Source organism: Fusibacter ferrireducens (assembly GCF_015352425.1).
GTDB classification, from domain to species: domain Bacteria; phylum Bacillota; class Clostridia; order Peptostreptococcales; family Acidaminobacteraceae; genus Fusibacter_A; species Fusibacter_A ferrireducens.
In genome coordinates this window covers 375530-395903 of the sequence record NZ_JADKNH010000002.1, presented here as the reverse complement: position 1 = coordinate 395903, position 20374 = coordinate 375530, and the positions used below count along the sequence as shown (strand labels likewise).

Annotated in this window: 17 protein-coding genes; 14 read left to right on the top strand and 3 right to left on the bottom strand. The window is 38.4% G+C overall.

The window, feature by feature from the left end:
* Window positions 1-64: 64 nt before the first annotated feature.
* Complete coding sequence (locus tag ISU02_RS04830) at window positions 65-739, bottom strand: YczE/YyaS/YitT family protein (RefSeq protein WP_207736182.1); 675 nt, start codon at window positions 737-739, stop codon at window positions 65-67.
* A 251-nt stretch (window positions 740-990) separates the two neighbouring features.
* Here ISU02_RS04830 and ISU02_RS04825 point away from each other — a divergent pair, with 251 nt between their 5' ends.
* The 10 genes from ISU02_RS04825 (at window position 991) to ISU02_RS04780 (ending at window position 11683) form a co-directional block, all read left to right on the top strand.
* Complete coding sequence (locus tag ISU02_RS04825; RefSeq protein ID WP_194700655.1) at window positions 991-2394, top strand: sigma-54 interaction domain-containing protein; 1404 nt, start codon at window positions 991-993, stop codon at window positions 2392-2394.
* A 287-nt stretch (window positions 2395-2681) separates the two neighbouring features.
* Entirely contained in the window at window positions 2682-3446 is a 765-nt protein-coding gene (locus ISU02_RS04820) for a CoA transferase subunit A (RefSeq protein ID WP_194700654.1), read from the top strand.
* Window positions 3433-4092 carry a 3-oxoacid CoA-transferase subunit B gene (locus tag ISU02_RS04815; protein WP_194700653.1) on the top strand — a complete coding sequence of 220 codons (660 nt, stop codon included), beginning with the start codon at window positions 3433-3435 and terminating at the stop codon, window positions 4090-4092. Before ISU02_RS04820 ends, ISU02_RS04815 begins: the two co-directional genes overlap by 14 nt.
* A gap of 23 nt (window positions 4093-4115) precedes the next feature.
* The gene (locus tag ISU02_RS04810; RefSeq protein WP_194700652.1) at window positions 4116-5294 is read left to right on the top strand and encodes an acyl-CoA dehydrogenase family protein; all 1179 of its coding nucleotides are present in this window, start codon (window positions 4116-4118) and stop codon (window positions 5292-5294) included.
* Complete coding sequence (phaZ, locus tag ISU02_RS04805) at window positions 5291-6169, top strand: intracellular short-chain-length polyhydroxyalkanoate depolymerase (RefSeq protein ID WP_194700651.1); 879 nt, start codon at window positions 5291-5293, stop codon at window positions 6167-6169. Before ISU02_RS04810 ends, phaZ begins: the two co-directional genes overlap by 4 nt.
* 42 nt (window positions 6170-6211) lie before the next feature.
* Window positions 6212-8053: a 6-bladed beta-propeller gene (locus tag ISU02_RS04800; protein WP_194700650.1), complete on the top strand. Its 1842-nt coding sequence runs from the start codon at window positions 6212-6214 to the stop codon at window positions 8051-8053.
* 112 nt (window positions 8054-8165) lie between these two features.
* Window positions 8166-8711, top strand: a complete 546-nt coding sequence (locus ISU02_RS04795; protein ID WP_194700649.1) for an SF0329 family protein — start codon at window positions 8166-8168, stop codon at window positions 8709-8711.
* A 92-nt stretch (window positions 8712-8803) separates the two neighbouring features.
* Window positions 8804-9274: a YbaK/EbsC family protein gene (locus ISU02_RS04790; protein WP_194700648.1), complete on the top strand. Its 471-nt coding sequence runs from the start codon at window positions 8804-8806 to the stop codon at window positions 9272-9274.
* Window positions 9275-9558: 284 nt separating this feature from the next.
* Window positions 9559-10239: an MBL fold metallo-hydrolase gene (locus ISU02_RS04785; RefSeq protein WP_194700647.1), complete on the top strand. Its 681-nt coding sequence runs from the start codon at window positions 9559-9561 to the stop codon at window positions 10237-10239.
* A gap of 73 nt (window positions 10240-10312) precedes the next feature.
* Window positions 10313-11683 (top strand): sodium:solute symporter family protein, encoded by a 1371-nt coding sequence (locus ISU02_RS04780; protein ID WP_194700646.1) that lies wholly within the window; start codon window positions 10313-10315, stop codon window positions 11681-11683.
* A gap of 84 nt (window positions 11684-11767) precedes the next feature.
* On the opposite strand, the gene ISU02_RS04775 is transcribed toward ISU02_RS04780, so the two are convergent.
* The gene (locus ISU02_RS04775; protein WP_194700645.1) at window positions 11768-12091 is read right to left on the bottom strand and encodes a helix-turn-helix domain-containing protein; all 324 of its coding nucleotides are present in this window, start codon (window positions 12089-12091) and stop codon (window positions 11768-11770) included.
* Window positions 12092-12363: 272 nt separating this feature from the next.
* On the opposite strand from ISU02_RS04775, the gene ISU02_RS04770 reads away from it, so the two are divergent.
* The 3 genes from ISU02_RS04770 (at window position 12364) to ISU02_RS04760 (ending at window position 17862) form a co-directional block, all read left to right on the top strand.
* Window positions 12364-14439 (top strand): methyl-accepting chemotaxis protein, encoded by a 2076-nt coding sequence (locus tag ISU02_RS04770; protein ID WP_194700644.1) that lies wholly within the window; start codon window positions 12364-12366, stop codon window positions 14437-14439.
* Between the two features lie 12 nt (window positions 14440-14451).
* Window positions 14452-16212 carry a putative bifunctional diguanylate cyclase/phosphodiesterase gene (locus ISU02_RS04765; protein ID WP_194700643.1) on the top strand — a complete coding sequence of 587 codons (1761 nt, stop codon included), beginning with the start codon at window positions 14452-14454 and terminating at the stop codon, window positions 16210-16212.
* Between the two features lie 330 nt (window positions 16213-16542).
* On the top strand, window positions 16543-17862 hold the full coding sequence (locus tag ISU02_RS04760; RefSeq protein WP_194700642.1) for a pyridoxal phosphate-dependent aminotransferase: 1320 nt from the start codon (window positions 16543-16545) through the stop codon (window positions 17860-17862).
* Between the two features lie 122 nt (window positions 17863-17984).
* Here ISU02_RS04760 and ISU02_RS04755 read toward each other — a convergent pair whose 3' ends face one another.
* Complete coding sequence (locus tag ISU02_RS04755; protein ID WP_194700641.1) at window positions 17985-18641, bottom strand: TetR family transcriptional regulator; 657 nt, start codon at window positions 18639-18641, stop codon at window positions 17985-17987.
* 330 nt (window positions 18642-18971) lie between these two features.
* Between ISU02_RS04755 and ISU02_RS04750 the strand changes: the two genes are divergently transcribed.
* On the top strand, window positions 18972-20165 hold the full coding sequence (locus ISU02_RS04750) for an aldo/keto reductase (RefSeq protein WP_194700640.1): 1194 nt from the start codon (window positions 18972-18974) through the stop codon (window positions 20163-20165).
* Window positions 20166-20374: the final 209 nt, after the last annotated feature.

Sequence of the window (20374 nt, the reverse complement as noted above, 5' to 3'; positions counted from 1 at the left end):
GGGACGGCATGTGAGGTCATCTATAATCAGTAGGATGAGAACGGGTCAGGCCTGTCATCACAGTTTAGGTTGTCACCTTTCCAAGTGTATATCGACTGTACAGCTCTTTCGAAAAGTTCATGGCAGCAGATAAGATGAGGAGACTGATGACTGTACCTTCTCGAACATAAAGCGGGAGTGCAAAAGAAAAGGATACAATCAGTGAAATGGTAACTGAAAAAATATCGATAAAATATCTCAATTTGACAAAGGTAAACTTGGTTCGCTCAGCAATGGCAAGGCAAAAACTTTCAATTGGGAAAGTAATGGCATCATAACTGATAATCATGCCCACGGATAACCCGCCAATGGTTGTCCCAAGACTAATGAGCAAGAGCCGCAATACATAATTTTCCACTATTAAGTCTTTCAGAACCGTATAGGTGAAGCAATTAATGAGCATGCCAAATAAAATGACCGAGAGCGTTTGGATCATATATTTTTTCCTCAGTGTAAAATGCGTCAAGATCATGAAACCCAATAAAAAGGCCATATTGATAAAAGTCGTAATGGTGCCCACCTTAATGTCAGCGGCATTGGCTATGGCAATGTTCATGGAGTTAAAGCTACTCACTCCAACGTTGGCTTTTATGGTTAGACTGATCCCAAAAGCAGATGTGGTATAAAATAGATATGATTTGAATAGTCTGGCAATGTAATGGATAAAACCACCTTCTTTCTTAAAGTTTATTCTGATCAAAGTTTAACGCAAATTAAATAAAAAAAAAATGATATATCTCATATTTTCGGAAGACATAAATTTTTAAATCCGAGTATTGTCACATCACTGATTTCATCCGCTTATAAATTTTCAGGCGCAGAATTCGGAGTTTTGCGTAAAGATTTTTTTGCTGGTGATGTAATAAGACTTTACAGATTATTCTAAAAACAGTAAATTAAAAGTAACCACAAACCTTTAATGGATGGAATCTATATATTTGGAGAGAGCTAATGTGTGAAATCAGTAGAGAAAATATAGTGCTAAACTTGATATCAAACATGGTTGAAAATAGTCATGAGGGCATTATGGTGGTGAGCATTACAGGTGAGATTCTGTTTTGCAATTCATATTTTGAACGCATTTTGGAAAAGCCTGCTCCCGAAATAGAAGGAAGTTCCATAGAAACACTCATGCCTCAGTGCACTTTTGAATTGCATTTCAAAAGTGCCAAAGCACAATGGGGCAAAACGTTAACCATAGGGTGTCACCAGATCGTTGTTCATAAAACGCCCTTTTATGTTGAAGCAAAATGGATGGGCTCTATTTTGAGAACTGCTTTTCCAACTATGGAAGCGGCAAATCAGTTTGCAGAACGCATACTGCCAAGAAAACTGAGTCTAACAGATGGTAAGCTTCACACTTGTATGGATATTATAGGTGAGACAGAACCCATGCTACTCGTTAAAAAAATGGCGAGAAAAGCATCTCGGTCTATTTCAAATTTATTGGTCACTGGAGAAAGCGGCACAGGTAAAACCATCATGGTGGAAGCCATTCACAATCGTTCTTCAAGAAGTCATGCGCCTTTTGTAAAGGTCAACTGTGCCGCAATTCCTGAAAATCTTTTGGAATCGGAGCTCTTTGGTTATGCCCCAGGTGCTTTTACCGGAGCCAATAGAGAAGGCAAACCGGGCAAGTTTGAAGCGGCAAATGGTGGGACGCTCTTTCTAGATGAAATTGGAGATATGCCGCTCTATATGCAAGCTAAAATGCTTCAAGCCATACAGGACCGAAGAATAGAAAGGGTGGGGAGCAACACTTTTATTGAACTGGATGTTAGAATTATTGCGGCAACTAATAGAGATCTTAAAGCAATGATTCAAGCGGGTACTTTTCGTGAGGATCTTTATTACCGTTTAAAAGTTTTAGAAATCAATATGCCGTCACTTCGAGATATCAAGACGGATATTCCGAGGTATGCAGAAGGCCTTCTTGTGAAGATTACTCAAAAGCTTGGCACGACACATAGAGGTTTTACACCGGAGTCCATGGCTAAAATTATGGCTTATCATTGGCCAGGGAATGTTAGGCAACTTGAAAATTTTATTGAACAGGCGGCAAACTTCATTCAAGAGGACATCATAGATGTGAATCAATTGACTAAAGTGCCGTGGGATAAATCAGGTGCCGATGCACAAATTCTGCATCCTACAATGCGTTTAAATGATGATTCGAACCCCACAGATGATCTGAATACTGCTCTAAATAATTTGATTGAGGATACCGAAAAACAAATGATCTCCATGGCACTGATAAAATGCAATGGGAACAAAACAAAAGCGGCAGAACTGCTTGAAATTAATCGAACAGTGCTCTATAAAAAAATGAAGCGCTTGAATATGGCTTTGAAGTAAAAAGCGCTAGAGTGTCAAAAGTTGAACAATCCTTTGCTACATGATGTCGTCTACAGAAGTATACGTTATAGCATAGGGGAGAAGAGGTTGTGCGAAACAGACTTTAATCTAAATGGATTAAAGTCTGTTCCTTTTTGCAACAACTGTACACTAAAAGTGTTCCCTGTGGCAACATAAAAAGATCTTGATAATCTGATTTTTGTCTAAAAAAGAGCCTTATAGTGACCTTATGTCTTTTGGCATACATATTGCAATTTGATAATGGCAAGACTGAATGGAGGTGCTATATGAAATCAAAAGTAATGCCAATTGAAGAAGCTTTAAGTGTTGTCAAAGATGGCACAAGACTTATGTTAGGTGGATTTATTGATGCGGGTTCGCCCCTTGTCTCTATTGAGAAGTTGGTGGCGAGAAACGTTAAGGATTTAACTTTAATCGCAGTTACACCGGGGATGAGTGGTTTCGGAAAATCAATGCTGTATAAGAACAAACAAGTGAAGGAACTGATTTCCACACATGTGGGGACTTCAGCTGAATCCACAGAGGCTTACTTGGCAGGCGAACTGTTGGTAAAAGAATTTTTCCCAATGGGGACTTGGATAGAGAAGGTTAGAGCAGGTGCCATGGGGCTTGGAGGTGTTCTCGTGCCAGTGGGCGTCGGCATATTAGATGCAGAAGGGCTGTTTCCAGATTTAGAAAAACCCAAAGAAGTGGTTGAAGTGAATGGGGTTAAATGTTTTATTGAACCTGCTCTCACAGCTGAAGTTGCCATTGTAAAAGCGTGGCGTGCAGATACAATGGGCAATTTAGAATTTAGAGGGACCAGTCTCAATAACAATATGGATATTGCCATGGCGGGGAAATACACAATCGCTGAAGTCAATGAAATCGTACCAGTGGGCACAATAGCGCCAGAGCGGGTTGGTTGTCCGGGCGTTTTTGTCAATGCTGTCGTCCAAGGCCAAAAAATAGATGAACAAGATGAACTGTACAAGTCGGTTTGGCTTGATCGTGGAAAATTAGTGAAGGAGGATATCAATGGACGTTCGTGAAATTATTGCCAGAAGAGCAGCGCAAGAATTAGAAGATGGTCAAGTTGCCAATTTGGGATTTGGCATCCCCACTCAAGCGGTGAATTACTTGCCTGAGTCGGTAACACTCATTATGCACACTGAAAATGGTGCGTTTGGATTTGGTGCACGCCCTAGCTATAACACTTGCAATTCAGATATTACAAATGCGGGTTCTGAACCGGTTACACTGTTAAATGGCGGGGCCTGTATGTCGCTTGCGACTTCGCTTGGCGCCATGAGAAACGGTTATATTGATGTGACTATCCTAGGGGCACTTGAAGTGGATCAAGAAGGCAATATTGCCAACTGGGCAGTTAAACGCAACGGCATGTGGTGGCCTGGGATTGGAGGCGCCATGGATTTGACTTACGGCACTAAAAAGATCATAGCAACTTTGCAACATACTGATAAAAAGGGCAATTCTAAAATTAAGAAACATTGTGAACTACCACTGACGGGTAAGGGGTGCGTCAAGACCATCATTACAGAAAAAGCGGTCTTTGATATAGATGCAGGTCAGCTGATTTTACGTGAAGTCTACCCAGGATTATCTGTTCAGGATATTCAAAATATCACAGAGGCTGAGTTCATCGTATCCAGCACACTTAAAGAAATGACACTTTAATGGGCACAATGAGGGAGGTAATCATGTCTACAGAGGCATATCATAATCAAGTGAATGATTTAGAGGCGCAAATGATTTCAAATACAATTGAGTTTGTTCAAAAGTCATTAGCACCCATTGCCAAGGCTATTGATGAAGACAATCATTGTCCAGTGGAATTGTTTGAAGCCATGAGAAAACTAGGCCTATTTGGCGTTGCATATCCAACTCAATATGGCGGTAGTGGTTTTAAGGTGAGTACGGCCATGCGCGTCATCAGCGAAATTGCAAAAGAAAGCGCCGGGCTCAGCTTATTGCTGATCGTTCACTGGATGGCAATAGACGTTATCTTAAAGTACGGCACTCAAATGCAAAAGGATCAGTATTTAACACCACTGATTCAAGGGGACAAAATTGCTGCTTACAGCATTAGTGAAGCCACCGCAGGATCTGACGCCATGGGACTCAAAATGACAGCAGAAAAACAAGATGATCTGTGGGTACTAAATGGTGCGAAGTATTTTGTAACCAACGGTGCTGTGGCGGACTTATTTGTGGTGACATGCATGGAAAAGCCATTAACGGAAATGAAAAGTTCTAGACCACAGCATCAATTGTTTATCGTGAGTAAAGAAACTGAGGGCCTAAAAGTTACAGAAAAATTAGACAAGATGGGATGTCGAAGTTCCTCAACGACGAATTTGATACTTAATAAGGCCACTGTGCGACCTGAAGATGTGATTGAAGGTGGCACTAGAGCCGCTCTCTATGGTCTTGTGGGTGGACGGCTTGGCATGGCGGCTATGGGTATTGGGATTGCAGAAGCGGCATTTGAAGCCGCTGTAAACTATGCCAATGATAGAAAAGTCCAGGACAAACCCATTGCAACGCTGTATGCCATACAAGAAAAAATTGCAGATATGCATATTTTACTTCAAGGCAGTAAAGCGCTTTTAGAGCAATCTTGCGTAAAGCGTGAGCTTGGACAGGATTATGCCATTGAAGCTTCAGTTGCAAAAGTTGCCGTTGGCAAAACGGTCCAGAAAATCTGCTATGAAGCAGTTCAGATTATGGGAGGACATGGGTATTTAAAAACCAATCCAGTTGAACGGTACAGCAGAGATGCAAGACTTATGGACATCGGTGTTGGCACAAGTGAAGTCATCAAAATGGTGATTGGCAATTACATTTTAAAGAAGGGAAAAAGGGCAGAAGATAAATGAGAAAAATTGAATTGAAATCAGTCGAACTCAAAAATGGCGAGAGATTATCGTATAGACACTCTGAAGGCGGGGCAAAGACTATTTTATTGGTACATGGTAATCTTGCAAGTTCCATTTTCTATGAAGAAATCATTCAGGATTTACCAGATGAATTTAATGCGTATGCAATTGATATGAGGGGATTCGGGGACAGTACCTATAATCGTCCGATCGATACGTTAAGAGATCTTGCAGGGGATTTAAAACTCTTTGTGGACGCACTTAATTTAGAGCGATTTGATCTCCTAGGATGGTCAACAGGCGGTGCAGTAAGTCTCTATTTTACATCGAGTTATCCAAATCATGTGAATCGTCTCTTTTTAATTGCATCAGCAGGTGTTTCAGGATATCACTCTTATGAAGTGACAAAAGAAGGTGAAAAAAGACTTTTGACATCCAAACAAGAGATCATGTTAGAACCTTCAAAAATGGCACTTGAAAATGCATTAAACCAACATGACGAAGTGTACTATAAAAAAGTATGGCAAATGGCGATCTACAATAAAAACATGCCTGAACCAGATATTTTTGAAAAACATATTAGGGAGAGTCTAAAACAAAAAAATTTAATAGACATCTATCATGGCCTTAATTCGTTTAATATCTCAGATTATTACAACGGTGTTACTATGGGCACCAATGAGGCTTGGCGTGTTAAGGTACCTGTTACGATGATTCAAGGGGACTCGGACTTGCTTGTTTCTGTGCAAGAGGCAGAAGAACTCAGGGCATCTATTGGGGATAATGCGCGTCTAATCGTCGCTTCCAATTGTGGACATTCGCCAATGGTAGATGCCCATGAAATCATGGTTAATGCCATAGTGGATAAATCTTAAAATTATGATATCCGTTTAAAGCGAAATAAAAAGGGGGATAAGATGAGTCGAAAATTATTGAAAAGTGTATCTGTTTTAGGACTGATTTTATTGTTGTTGAGTCAAATTACAATGGCTAATGTGGCTGATGTTCTTGGGGAAGTTACAGAAGGGGCAACAGAAGTTTACTTTAACTCACCAGTGGCTATGGCGAAAGATAGCAGTGGGAATATTTATGTGGCAGATATGAGCAATCATCGAATTGTTAAGATGAACTCAAATGGCACCGTTTTACAAAAGTTTGGAACACTTGGCAGTGCTCCCGGTCAGTTTGATACACCTTTTGGTGTGTCAATTGACAACAATGGCAACATACTTGTGGCAGATACTGCGAATTATAGAATTCAAAAATTTGATGCCAATTGGAATTACATCACTTCATGGGGATCGTTTGGCAATGGCAATGGACAGTTTGGCCTTCCAAGGGAGATTGGAATAGACAGCCAAAACCGATATCATGTATGTGATGAATTTCACGATAGAATCCAAGTCTTTGACGAGAATGGCGCATTTCTATATCAGTATGGTACAAGGGGCACTGCTCAAGGCCAATTTCGACTGCCTCAAGGTATTGCGATAAAGCAGTCTACTGCTGGTGATCGCGTATATATCTGCGATACATTCAATAATAGAGTACAAGTATTGGATGTAAATGGAAACTTTATTGAGCAGATCGGAACGGGTACAGCAGGTGATTCAGATTATCAATTTCTTTATCCAAGAGGTGTTAATTTAGATGACAATGGCGATGTCTATATTGCAGATACTTTTAATCATAAGATCAAAAAATATGACGCCAATCATCAATATCAATACTCAACAACAATTGGACTGGTTAAATTAGAACCTATTTTTCCGTGTCAAGTGTTACCGCTTGGCGATGGGAAGTTTATCGTCTCCGATACGGGGAACAGTCAACTCTTAAAGTTTAGCGGTTATTCAACGTACGCTACTTTAGTGGATAATTTTGGCAAGCTTAGATCGAATGATGGTGTGTTTTCAGGTGCAACAGGTGTTGCTGTGGATGATGAAGGCTACGCCTATGTGACGGATACAGCCAATCATAGAGTTCAAAAGTTTGATTCTAGTGGCAATTTGGTGGATAAATGGGGTGGCAATGGTGGCGATGGCGGCCCTATGTCATATGGTATTTACTATTGGCAGTTCACAGTGCCAAAACAGATATGTTACGATAAGTATTATGATAATCTTGTGATTGCAGATACTGGTAATTCAAGAATTCAGGTATTTTCTAAAAATGGGACTTGGCTTTCAAATTTTGGATATGGGCACTTAACACTCCCTGTGGGCGTTTGCACAACCAGTGATGGTTGTACTTATGTGGCAGATACAGGTGGGAATAGAATTGTCAAATTCAGTCCATTGGGTATTTATGCAGACAGTTGGGGAACAGAAGGCATGCAAGACGGCCAGTTTAGACAGCCCTTCTTTATTGCCAGCGATTCACAAGATAATATCTATGTGACCGATAGAGCGAACAGTCGGATTCAGAAGTTCGATAAACATGGAAACTTCATAACAAAATGGGGTACAAATGGAGGTGTCCCAAATGTAGACCCGCTGGATAACTGGGGATTTGGAGATGGCGACTTATTTTTGCCAATTGGCATTACAATAGATGACAATGATTATGTCTATGTAACGGATAGCTCTAATAACAGAGTTCAAAAATTTACATCTGATGGAGTATTTGTGGAGAAATGGGGTATTTTTAGCGGTAGCTCGGGCAATTTCTTTTCACCTCAAGGGATTGCCTGTGGTGCTAATGGCGAAGTCTATGTGGCGGATGGTCTACTCAACAGAGTCATTAAATTTATCAAGTAACTTTAAAAATTATGCCAACCTTAAAAAGCGTGACAGCTTGTTTATAAATTGTTTTATAGCAAGTTTTTGCGCTTTTTTATGATATAATTTTTTAGATAAGGGAGGGATGCTTATGCCTCAATCGTGGAGTGGCATTAAGAAGAGGCTTGAAACAGATCTACTCTGTCCTGCACTTAGTGGACGTGTAAAATACTTTGTGACGAAATATAGAAAGGCACATGATGAATCGGGCAGAATGACAATCCTCGTGGATGATCAGGAGATTATTCAGGGTGATATCTTCAGATATTATAGGGGCCAAAGAGAAGTGGAGCAGCGCATTAAGGCGGAACGGCATGTATCGCGTCGCGTTTGGAATGGTAAAGTATTTTTAAATGATGAAGCCAATACCGAAGCTGAAGAATGTGTTGATGCCATAAGACTTGAAGAAGGTCTGTTTGATGTTTGGCAGTTTACAGATGCCATTGAATGCTATTTGAATCAAAATATTAGAGTAAGTTTGAATTCAGAAAATCCGTTGATCCGACTGTTGGCGATTTTGGACAGAAGGGTGGGCAAGAGAACGCTTATAGATGCATGTGATCGTTTAGAAGAACAACCGGAATGGCTCAGATACTTTTATGAATTGAGGTTGAAAGCAGAACATATCGTGTATTAATTATCAATCTTTTTTTGGACAATGCTCGAATATCTCATTGAAAACAAAAGTGCATTATGATAATCTATATAAAAAATTGGAGGCATATAGACATGGCAATTGATGTGGTAAAAAAATATTTTAGTCAATATGGACTTGAAGATAAGATTCAAGAATTTGATGTATCCAGTGCAACTGTGGAACTTGCAGCGCAAGCCCTGCAATGTGAAGGTGCGCGTATAGCTAAGACACTGTCTTTTAAAGTGGATGAAAGGGTGGTCTTAATCGTTGCTGCTGGGGATGCAAAAGTAAACAACGCTAAGTATAAACTCAAATTTGGTAAAAAAGCCAAAATGCTTGCACATGACGAACTTGAACCCTTAGTGGGGCATGCGGTGGGTGGCGTTTGTCCATTTGGGGTTAAAGAGGGTGTTGAAGTCTATTTAGACGAATCTCTTAAACGGTTTAAAACGGTTTTTCCCGCTTGTGGGAGTGCCAATAGCGCAATTGAACTGACGATTCCAGAGTTGGAGCAATACTCTAAAAGTTTGAACTGGATTGATGTCTGTAAATTGCCAGAGTAAGTTTGCGATTTTCCAAGTTTGTAAATTGCTAGAGTATACTTAGGATAAATAAGTGATTTAATTCATAAGACAATACAAAGCGCATTATAGTTACCATATTTCTGACTCAATCCAATCGGACTGAGTCTTTTTTGCAGTTGACAACATAGCGGTTTAATCATTCAGATCGCTTATCTCTATTGCATAAAATAGAATAGAGCGATATAATTCATCTTGTGAGTATTAACCTGTAAAGCCCAGTTGTGAGACACGCTGAGCAGATTATCATTAGGAGTGATTTTATAATGGAAAAGCTTATTATTTTAGATCTTAAATTCAAATTTGGCGAAATAGAAGATGTCATCCACCCTGTTGTGGTAAAAGGTGATGACAGCATGATTTTAATAGATTGTGGCTATACGGGATTTCTAGAAAAGCTTGAAGCAGAAATGAACCTTAAAGGTTTAAAATGTGATGATTTAACGCATGTGCTCATAACACATCAAGATCATGATCATATGGGTGCTTTAGCTGAACTCAAAGCCAAGTATCCTCACATTCTAGTGGTGGCAAGTGAAAAAGAGGCCCCTTATATCTCTGGTGAATTGAAATCCTTAAGGCTGACGCAGGCAGAAGAGATGCAAGCTTATTTGCCAGAAGAACAAAAGGCCTTTGGAGAAGCATTTTGCGATATTCTAAGGGCAGTTAAACCCGTGGCAGTAGATCATAAAGTAAAAGAGGGGGATCATGTGGCAGGCTGTACCATAATAGAAACGTCAGGTCATACACCAGGTCACATTTCGGTATATGTTCAAAACCTTAAAACCATAATCACAGGGGATGCAATTGCGCTCGAAAATGGAAAGCCAGTCATTGCCAATCCTCAATTTACGCTGGATTTAAAGGAGGCAGAAGCTTCTTTAAATAAAATTTTAGCTCGTGAGGCAGATCAAGTTATTTGTTACCATGGTGGCATTATAGCATAGGAAACTCTCTAGACTATGATTGCATAAATGTAGAACGATATAGAATCTAATAGAAATAGGGATAGGTAGACTTATGATTATTTTCAGTGCAACAATAACCTTACTCGTCACAGCACTATTGGGATATTTGTCAAAATTCAAGATTAAGAGTTCCAATGATTTTATAACTGCCGGTAGCGGTGTGGGCACATTTGCAGCAACGGGGTCGCTTATGGGAGCGATCATAGGAGGTGCATCTACTGTTGGTACAGCTCAATTGGCTTACACGAGAGGTTATGCTGCTATTTGGTTTATTTTAGGCCTTTGTACGGCGAGCATACTGTTAAGTTTTGTCTATGGCAAGCTCATAGAAGAAAAAAAAGTAGAGACGTTACCCCAGATACTAGAGATGGGATTTGGAAAAAAGGCCAGTGTTGTTGCAGGTATCGCCCTTTCATTTGGGATGTTTATACATATCAACGGTCAGGTTCTTGCTTGTAATGCGCTCTTTAGTACGGTGTTTAATATGCAGGGGTTACTGGTTACAATAATGGTGGTCGTTTTGCTTATCGCCTATGTGATCTTTGGTGGATTTTGGGGTGGTGCCATGGTGGGCACCTTAAAAATGTTCTTGTTATATGGCACCAGTATGATTGCAGGCGGCTATATCCTCTTCAAATTAAACGGCATCTCTGGTATTAGGCATACACTTACGGATGCTTACTGGTACAATCTTTTCAATGGTGGAGGCATATCGGATTTAGGTGCTTATTTATCCACTGTGGTGGGCGTTTTGGCCACTCAAAATTACTTTCAGACGGTAATGGCAAGTAAGAACAAGAAAGTTGCATACGCAAGTGGCGTGATCACAGCAGCACTGGTTTTACCCATTGGCATTGTCTGCACATTGGTGGGGATGTTCATGAGAGTTAATCAACCGGATATCGTACCGGCGAATGCCTTTCCGTTGTTTGTTGTGACTTACTTACCAAAGACTTTGGCAGGGATCACGCTTGCTACGATTCTCATATCTTCTTTAGCAACTGCTGCTGGATTGACACTTGGTATCAGTACAATTTTTACCCGAGACTTGTATAAAAAGGGTTTTTGTAAAACGGCATCAGATGGACAACAAATGAGATTTATGAGGATTGTCATTCTTTTGATTGGCGTTTTAACTGTGATGATAACGACCTTAAGTAAAGATTCTATGATTCTAAACTTTGGTTTTATGTCCATGATGTTTAGAGCAGTCCCTATATTTATTCCCGTCATGGTTGCACTCTATTTTAATGATCGCATTAATCCTAAAGTGGGCGTCTTTGCAATTGCACTGAGTCCTCTTGCGAGTCTACTTTGGATTGTACTTGGTTTCCCAATGCAAACGGCAGTTTATATCGGGATGCTTATTTCAATCATTATATTTATTTTTTATGGTAAGATTAAGAGTACAAATAATGACTAAAAGAGCATCACATAAGTGACGCCCCATATAAAGTGAAATGCCATCCGCTTATCGGCAACTTCAGATAGGTAGATGGCATTTGTTTTAGTGTGCCATTACAGCCTTTATGAGATCATATATAAGGTTTTTTTTATCACTTGAACATTGCTTTAATAAATTGTTAATTTCAAAATCCAAATAATCATGAGATTCCTGATCTACCCCCGTTAAGAGCATACCAATTGGCACATCTAAAATAATAGCAATTTTATAAGTCATCTCCAAACTTATTTTGGCAGTTCCACGTTCTAATCGGCTCACATAGACATTGGAAATATCTAGTAATTCTGCAAGCTGATTTTGTGTTAATCCCCGTAAATTTCTAAATTTTTTTATACGAATTCCAATTAGTTTATAGTCTAAAACCATAGTTCCCCCCTTATAGATATAGAATAACAATAAATAGTATAAATACCCAGTAATTGAAAAGTTAATATAGAACTTATAAGTTAAATGTGGTATTATTTTAGTAAGCGTATAATCATATTAAAATAACAATTTGAAATCAATCGTTAAATTCCAAAAAGCAGTTTATGTAAATCGAGATAGATAGAGCTATACATAATATATATGGCATAAGAATTAGAAAAGGAAGTTGTAGTTAATAGGGGGCAATAGAAAAAGACATAAGGAGAACAAAAATGAAGAATTTAAAGATGAGAACAAAATTGGGGGCAATATTTACTTTAACAGGGATTATACCAATAATCCTCATCAGTATGATGATTTTTAACACGGCTGTCAAGGAGTTGGAAAAATCTATACATCGTTCCAATGAATTATTTGCAACAACAGCAAAAGATGAACTCTTATCTTATTTTAAAAGCCGTCTGGGGGATGGCAAAGTACTTTCCAGTTCAGATAGCATTATCAAAAATGTGGAAACGATGACGAGTACGATTGAAAGTCAAACGTCTAAAATAGAAGCAGAGCAGAAGATAGAGGCATATCTCAAGCTAGCAGCAGATGAATATGAGTACACGGACATTTTTTTGACGGATGGTAAGGGAAAAGGCATCTTTTCCATAAATTATCCTGATGCATTGGTAAATGCTGATTTGAAAGAAAGAGATTATGTATTTGGTGCTTTGGCAGGGCATGAAACTTGGTCAGAACTCTTTTACTCTGATTTTATTGGCAATAATTCAATTGTCTTGGGTTGTCCTATCTTTGACACATCTCACAAGAAAGTCATCGGTTCTTTAAATATTCTTTTTGATCAAAATAAATTAAATGCAATTATTCATCAGGGAACAGAGAAAATTGGTACAAGTGGAAATGCTTATCTTATCAATCCAGAGGGATTGCTTTTGACTGAAATGCGTGTGGGAGAATATTCTGAGACATCAGCACTTAAGAAGAGCATTGCCACCAAAGCAGTGGAGCTCTTAGCACCAGCAATTCAATCTGGAGATTTAAATTATACTTATACAGGAGTATATGATAATTATTTAGGAGAAACGGTTTACGGTTCATTAGGCGTTGTGAACATTGGAAAACATTTTGCGGGTCTGGTTATTGAAGTCGATAAATCGGAGGTCTATTCAGACATTGAAGTGCTTAAAATGGTATCCATAGTTGCAGTGACTGTAATCACTTTGATTTCATATATCTTATTGCATTTTGTCTCTAAATCTATAGTCAAACCCCTTGAGAATATCGTTGTAAATGCAGGGTACATTGCCGAATACGATATATCTCATGACATCTCAGAAAAAGATTTAAGTCGAAAGGATGAAATTGGAGAACTTTCGAGGGCGATCAGCAGTATTAACGTAAATTTGAGGTCTATGCTTAAAAATATACTGGCAACTTCAGAAGAAGTTTCTGCCGCTTCTCAAGAACTCACAGCAACATCACATCATGCTTCTTCTGCTGCAGAAGAAATCGCACAAACGATAACAGAAATCTCTATCGGTGCAAATGAACAAGCACAGACAACTACAGTTGGAGCAGATAAATTGAATGTGCTTGGTAATTTAATTGAAGATGATAAGGTCAATATCGGACATCTTGTGGCAGCTTCAGACAATGTCACTGAAAACATTACTGAAGGCTTAAAGATCATAGACATGTTAAACAAAAATACTAGGGATAATAATAAAATTGCAGGTACCGTATATGAGAGCATTCTCAAGACCAATGTGAGTTCGGGCAAAATAGGTGAAGCAAGTGTTTTGATTGCATCAATAGCAGAGCAGACGAATTTACTCGCTCTAAATGCAGCAATAGAAGCAGCAAGGGCTGGAGAAGCAGGCAAGGGCTTTGCCGTAGTTGCAGATGAAATCCGAAAACTTGCAGAGCAATCTACGCGTTCCACGAGAGACATAGATGATATTGTCAATCAATTAAAAGATGACTCCAAAATGGCTGTGGAGAGCATGCAAGCCGCATCTGCAGTGGTTGAAAGGCAAGAAGAGAGCGTAAAACTAACAGAACAGAAGTTTATTCAAATCTCAAATGCCATGACAAAGGCAGAAAAGGCCATTGAGATCATCAGTGCATTGAGTCAGAAAATGGAGCAACATAATAAAGGGGTTCAAGAATCCATGCAAAGCTTGTCTGCAATAGCTGAAGAAAACGCTGCTGCAACAGAAGAATCAACCGCTGCAATTGAAGAACAAACTTCTGCAATTGAAGAAATAGCTCATGCAAATGAACAATTATCAAAATTGGCTCTAGAGTTAAATCAACTCGTAGCACAATTTAAAATTTAAAGGATGTGTGCAGTGATAAAAATTAATCTAATAGATAGAGACCATATATTTGAAATACCTGAAGCGCGTTCCGATATCAATAGCATTTCAGATAATTATAATCTTTTATTAGAAGACTCTGTGGATGATCTTTGGAATTGGCATGTAAAGGACCAACAAATTAGCGTTTCAGTAAGGCATCCATCTCATTTGGGTATTGAGATGGAGCGAGAACAGTTCACATTGGACTCATGGAAAAATAAGATTCATCCACAGGATCGAGAAGATGCAGAAAGAGTTTGGACAGAATTTATCAATCTTAGGCAAGAAAAATATAAAAATCTGTACAGAGTGATCAATCGTGATGGGCAATACAAGTGGTTGTTGTCGAGAGGCAGAGCTATAAAAAATGATCGCGGTGAGATTGTCCATATCATTGGTTATCACATTGATGTCACTGAAAAATACACTTTGAAAAAGGAACTATACTGTTTAGCTCATTATGATCAACTCACTCAGTTATCTAATAAAGATAAACTTAAGCGTGATTTTGAGCTCACAATCAAAAACTTGAAGCTCAATTCGGAAATTGCTTTTATACAGATTGATATTGACAATTTTGGCTATATTAACAACACTTTGGGGCATGAAATTGGGTATGAACTCATTAAGAATTTTGCAACATTTTTGTCAAAAAGGTATAGGCATCAGCATTCCGTTGCACGCATAAATGAAGACGAATTTCTGATCATATATGAATTTTCGGGAGGCATAAATGAACTTGAAAAAGAATTGGCTGAAGTCTTGTATGAAAGCAAAAATATGTGCTTTATGGAAAACAGTGAAGTTAGAATCTCCTGCAGCATAGGGGTTTCAATATATGAACATCATGGACAGACTTTTCATGATTTGATTGGAAAATCGAGTACAGCACTTCATAGCGCAAAAGAAAATCTGAAAGATCAATATGTGATTTACTCGCAACAATTGGGATCATCAGTATATTATAATATGCATATGATCAATCAAATTAGAAAGGGTTTGGAAGAGGAATCGTTTGAGATGTACTATCAACCGATTGTATATCTTAAGACAGGTAAGCTGACTTCATTAGAGGCATTGATCAGATGGAACCACTTAGGGAAAGGCTTCATCTCACCAGAAAGTTTTATTCCAATCGCCGAAAACTCAGGGCAGATCATAGCACTTGAAAAATGGATTTTTGAGAATGTCTTTAAGCAAATTAAAACGTGGACATTATCGGGATCACTTGATATCAAATTTTCAATAAACATGTCAGCAAAGGGATTGGTGACAGGAGATCTGATTGTCTTTCTAGAATCACTGCTTCGAAAATATCCGATTGATCCCTCAATAATTGATTTTGAAGTAACTGAAACAGCAGTATTTAAGAATATTGATTACACTTTGGCGGTACTCGAAAAATTAAAAGGGCTGGGCTTTGGATTGACTCTGGATGATTTTGGTGTGGGTTATTCCTCACTCAGTTATCTGAGCATATTGCCCATCGATAAGGTTAAATTAGACCGTAAATTCATATCCAATATAGAGCGAAGTAGACGTGATTTTTTACTTGTGAAATCCATAATAGACACAGCTCACAATCTCAACTTGGAGATTGTGGCTGAGGGGATTGAAAATAATAGTCAAGTAGAGTTGCTGAATGAACTGAATTGCGATTACATACAAGGCTATCATTTTGGCAGACCTCAAGATGCTGAATTAACGGGTCTTTTTATTCATAAGAAATGGGCTGATAAAAAACTCTTATAGAAAAGTTTGAAATTAGCGTGAATCACATGTGATAAGGCCTCAATGATTCTAGTGTGAAACAAGTATTTGGCGCTCTATTGAAGAGCTTAAAAAGATGTGCAGATTTACTTTTTCTATGTGTTTTTTCGTAAAACACAGCATGATTTGTGAAGAGATGTTCAAAATTATGTTAATTATCTGTATTAATTTGTTTTTTCGTGTATTTCCGAATAAAATGAATGAAGAATTGGATGACTAATGGTAGAATATAAAATGAGTATACTGTATAAAAGTATGCAAAATCCGTAAAGCATTGTGCTTGAATATAATTATAATTTAAGGAGATGTATTATGAGTAAACCAATTCTTTCCGCGCACTTTGAATCTAGAAAGCCGTCTGCTGTCCGTCTAGCGCAGATGAAGTATGAAGAACGCAAAGTTAAGCCTGAAGCCGTTATTAATGTAGGCATAGGCAACGTTTCGCTTCCAACAAATCCAGCGATGCAAAAAAGAATGTTTAATCTTTCTGCTGCTGAAAGTCCTTTCCATAAAGGTGTTGTCAGATATTCTACAACTGCTGGAACTACAGAGTGCCAAAATGCTTTTAAAAATATTTTGGAATGTGAAGGATTTGATATTAGTAAATTACATGTTCAGGTAACTGATGGTGGATCTGCAGGTATGGAATTGTTATTAGTAGGGGTATGTGGTCCTGCTGGAACTGGTGAAAAACCACTTATGATGATCGATCCTGCATATACAAACTACATTTCATTTGCAGAAAGAATCGGACGCAAAACTGTAACTGTAAAACGACATCTAGAAGAAAACGGAAAGTTCACGCTTCCTGAGATCGATAAAATTGAAGCTGTTATAAAAGAAAATAATCCTGGGGCGCTTTTAGTCATTCCTTATGATAATCCAACGGGACAATACTATGATTACGATACAATGTGTTCTCTTGCAAGATTATGTGTAAAGTACAATATGTGGATGATCAGCGATGAAGCTTACCGTGAATTATACTATGAGGCAGGTAAAGATCTTGTGAGCATCTGGGGTTTATCTGATGATATGGTTCCGGGAATCGAAGGCAGAAGAATCAGTATTGAAACAGCATCCAAAGTATGGAATGCTTGCGGTTTGAGAATTGGTGCTGTGATTACAGACAGCCCAGAGTTCAATAATAGATCGGTTGCAGAGTACACAGCAAATCTGTGCGCAAACGTGATTGGTCAATACATCTTCGGTGCACTTGCTCATGAAAGTAAAAAAGACATTATGGGCTGGTGTGATGAGATCAAAACTTATTACAAGGAACAAATTACGATGGTTTATGAAGGCTTAAAAGAGCATGAACCAGAGTTGATTGTTTCAAGTCCGGATGCATCCATCTATACAGTTGTGGATGTTAGAAATGTTGTTAAACCAGGATTTGATGCGATTGATTTTGTGCTCTATTGTGCAGGTGAAGGTGCGGTTCATATAGATGGTGTTGAAACGACATTATTAGTTGCACCTATGAGCGGTTTCTACAATATAAAAGCTGGAGAAGCAAATCCAGGCAGTACGCAATTCCGTATTTCATTTGTTGAAACACCAGATAATTTGGCTAAAATTCCTGAATTATTTGTGAAATTGTTAAGGCAATTTGAATCTCAGAGAGCATAAGTTTGTCCATGAGATAAAATTTAAAAAAAAGCGCGTCTAAACTTATAAAAGTGGGACGTGCTTTTTTATATACTATAGCTCTATATTTTTATTATGGCTATACATTTTCAAAAAAAGTGCCTTTAATCAATGTGTATGTCGTTTTGTAGGCAGTAGAGTATTTGATAGATATTTTGACGATACAATTTTTTAAACTCCGGGGGAGTATAATTGTCAAATAGACTACATATGGCTTCAAATTGAGTGTTACTTAAATGGCACATAGGGTATAGGCCTATTGCAAGTGATAACAAAGTCTCTATAAAATGGTCAGTTTGTTCCTGTGATGCTTTGGGGAAAAGTTGAGAAAACAAATCCAAGAGTACGCTTTGATAACCGAACATAGTGGTCTTAAAAGCAATGAGAGACTCTTTAGAAACGTTCTTTTCTATAATCGTAAATAAAATGGTGAAGAGCTCCACCAAACGCGAGGCATTGGATAAGGTGTGACTTAAAATTTCTGCAACTTCTTCTATGGTATAGAGTTTGTTTATCTTAAAAGAGGACATCAGCTGATCTATCCAATCTCCCATATCGCTAAGCATCAATTTAAGAAGGATTTCTTCCTTTGTTGAAAAATACTTGTATATGGTTGGCCTTGTGAATTGAGTATACTCCGAAATTTTACTAAAATTCAATGCTTCATATCCACCATTATCATAAATTACGGATGCAGCATTCACTATCTCTGAAATTCTCTTTTGAATTTGGTCCTCTGATCGAGCGCGTTGAAAGTTCATTCTTACCTCCGAATTGAATTTATAAACGCTTTACGGGTCTATCTAATGGCATTATAACATACAATGTGTAAAATAATATAGACGTTTTCCCGTGGAAATGTCACTTAATCAAATCTAAATGAGTTACATAGAGATAGATATTGGATAAATAGTTGACGTCGTGTAAGTTAAATGATATTATTTGAACATAACTTACACAAAGTAAGTTATATAGAAATGAAAAAATGATATTCTGGGATTTACAGTTGTTGATGATTTACAATATTTAATGGATCACAATAATTTGACGCGTTTTAGCATGATTTATAATAAAAGGAGGTCTAGATTAAGATGCAATATCGTAAGGTTCCAAAGACTGGGGATGAAATCTCAGCTATTGGCTATGGCTGTATGAGATTTCCAACGAAAATGGGTAGAATTGACGAAAAGAAAGCAGAAGAGCAAATGCGTTTTGCCATAGAGCAAGGCGTAAACTATTTTGATACAGCTTATCCGTATCACGGCGGTGGCAGTGAAAGTTTCTTAGGCAAAGTCTTTAGTGACAAAGCGCTCAGAGATCAAGTTAAAATTGCCACTAAGTTACCTCCGTGGTCTGTTAAAACGCGTGCAGATATGGATAGAATATTAAACGAGCAAATGGCGAAGCTCAAGATAGATTCAATAGACTATTATTTGGTGCATGGTATTATGAGTTTAGAAGATTGGGAGCGTATGAAAAATCTTGGGGTGTTGGCATTTTTGGATGATGCTAAGGCTCAAGGCAAAATAAAGCATGCGGGATTTTCCTTTCACAGTGATATCCATACGTTTAAAAAAGTTGTGGATGATTATGATTGGGCAATGTGTCAGATACAATATAATTATTTGGATGAAACCACTCAAGCTGGCATAGAAGGTTTAAGATATGCAGCTGAGCGAGATATTGCAGTATTTGTGATGGAACCATTACGTGGGGGCAATTTAGCTGGACGCATGCCCAAGGCCGCACAAGAAGTGTGGGATCAAAGTCACATAAAGAGAAGCTCTGCTGAATGGGCATTGAGATGGGTTTGGAATCATCCAGAAGTGACTTGCGTACTCTCGGGAATGAATGTAGATGAACACATTCAAGAAAATATTGATGCCGCTTGTACGGCGTTTCCAAATCATTTATCGGTTGAAGAATTAGGGGATATCTCTAAGGTGAGAGATGTCTTTGTTGCACTTACTAAGGTGCCCTGTACTGCATGTGCTTATTGTATGCCCTGTCCAGCTGGCGTCAACATTCCCATGTGCTTTGAAAAGTTTAACAGTAAATCTTATTTTGGCGGTATGGAGGCAAAGATCATGTATCTTGCGCAAGGTGGCGGCGTCATGGGAGATAATCCAAGTCTTGCTTCTCAATGTGTCAATTGCGGTAAATGTGAGACGCACTGCCCTCAGCATATAGAGATCAGAAAAGAACTTAAAAATGTATCGAAATCTTTAGAAGGCATCTTTGACAAACCGATTATATGGATGGCAAAAAAGGCAATGAAACGGTAGGCAATCACTGTAATGAATATAGGCTGCTTAAAGTGTAAACACACACTCTAAGCAGCCTATTTAATTAAACAACAAGATTTGAGCCGAAAGCTGTGCTGAGGGATGTTCACCCTCAAACAGCGTCAAAATATATATTGACATTTGAGTCTACAAGTTGTAAACTAACTACAAAAGGTCTACAAGACGTAGACTGGAAAGGCGGTAATTCT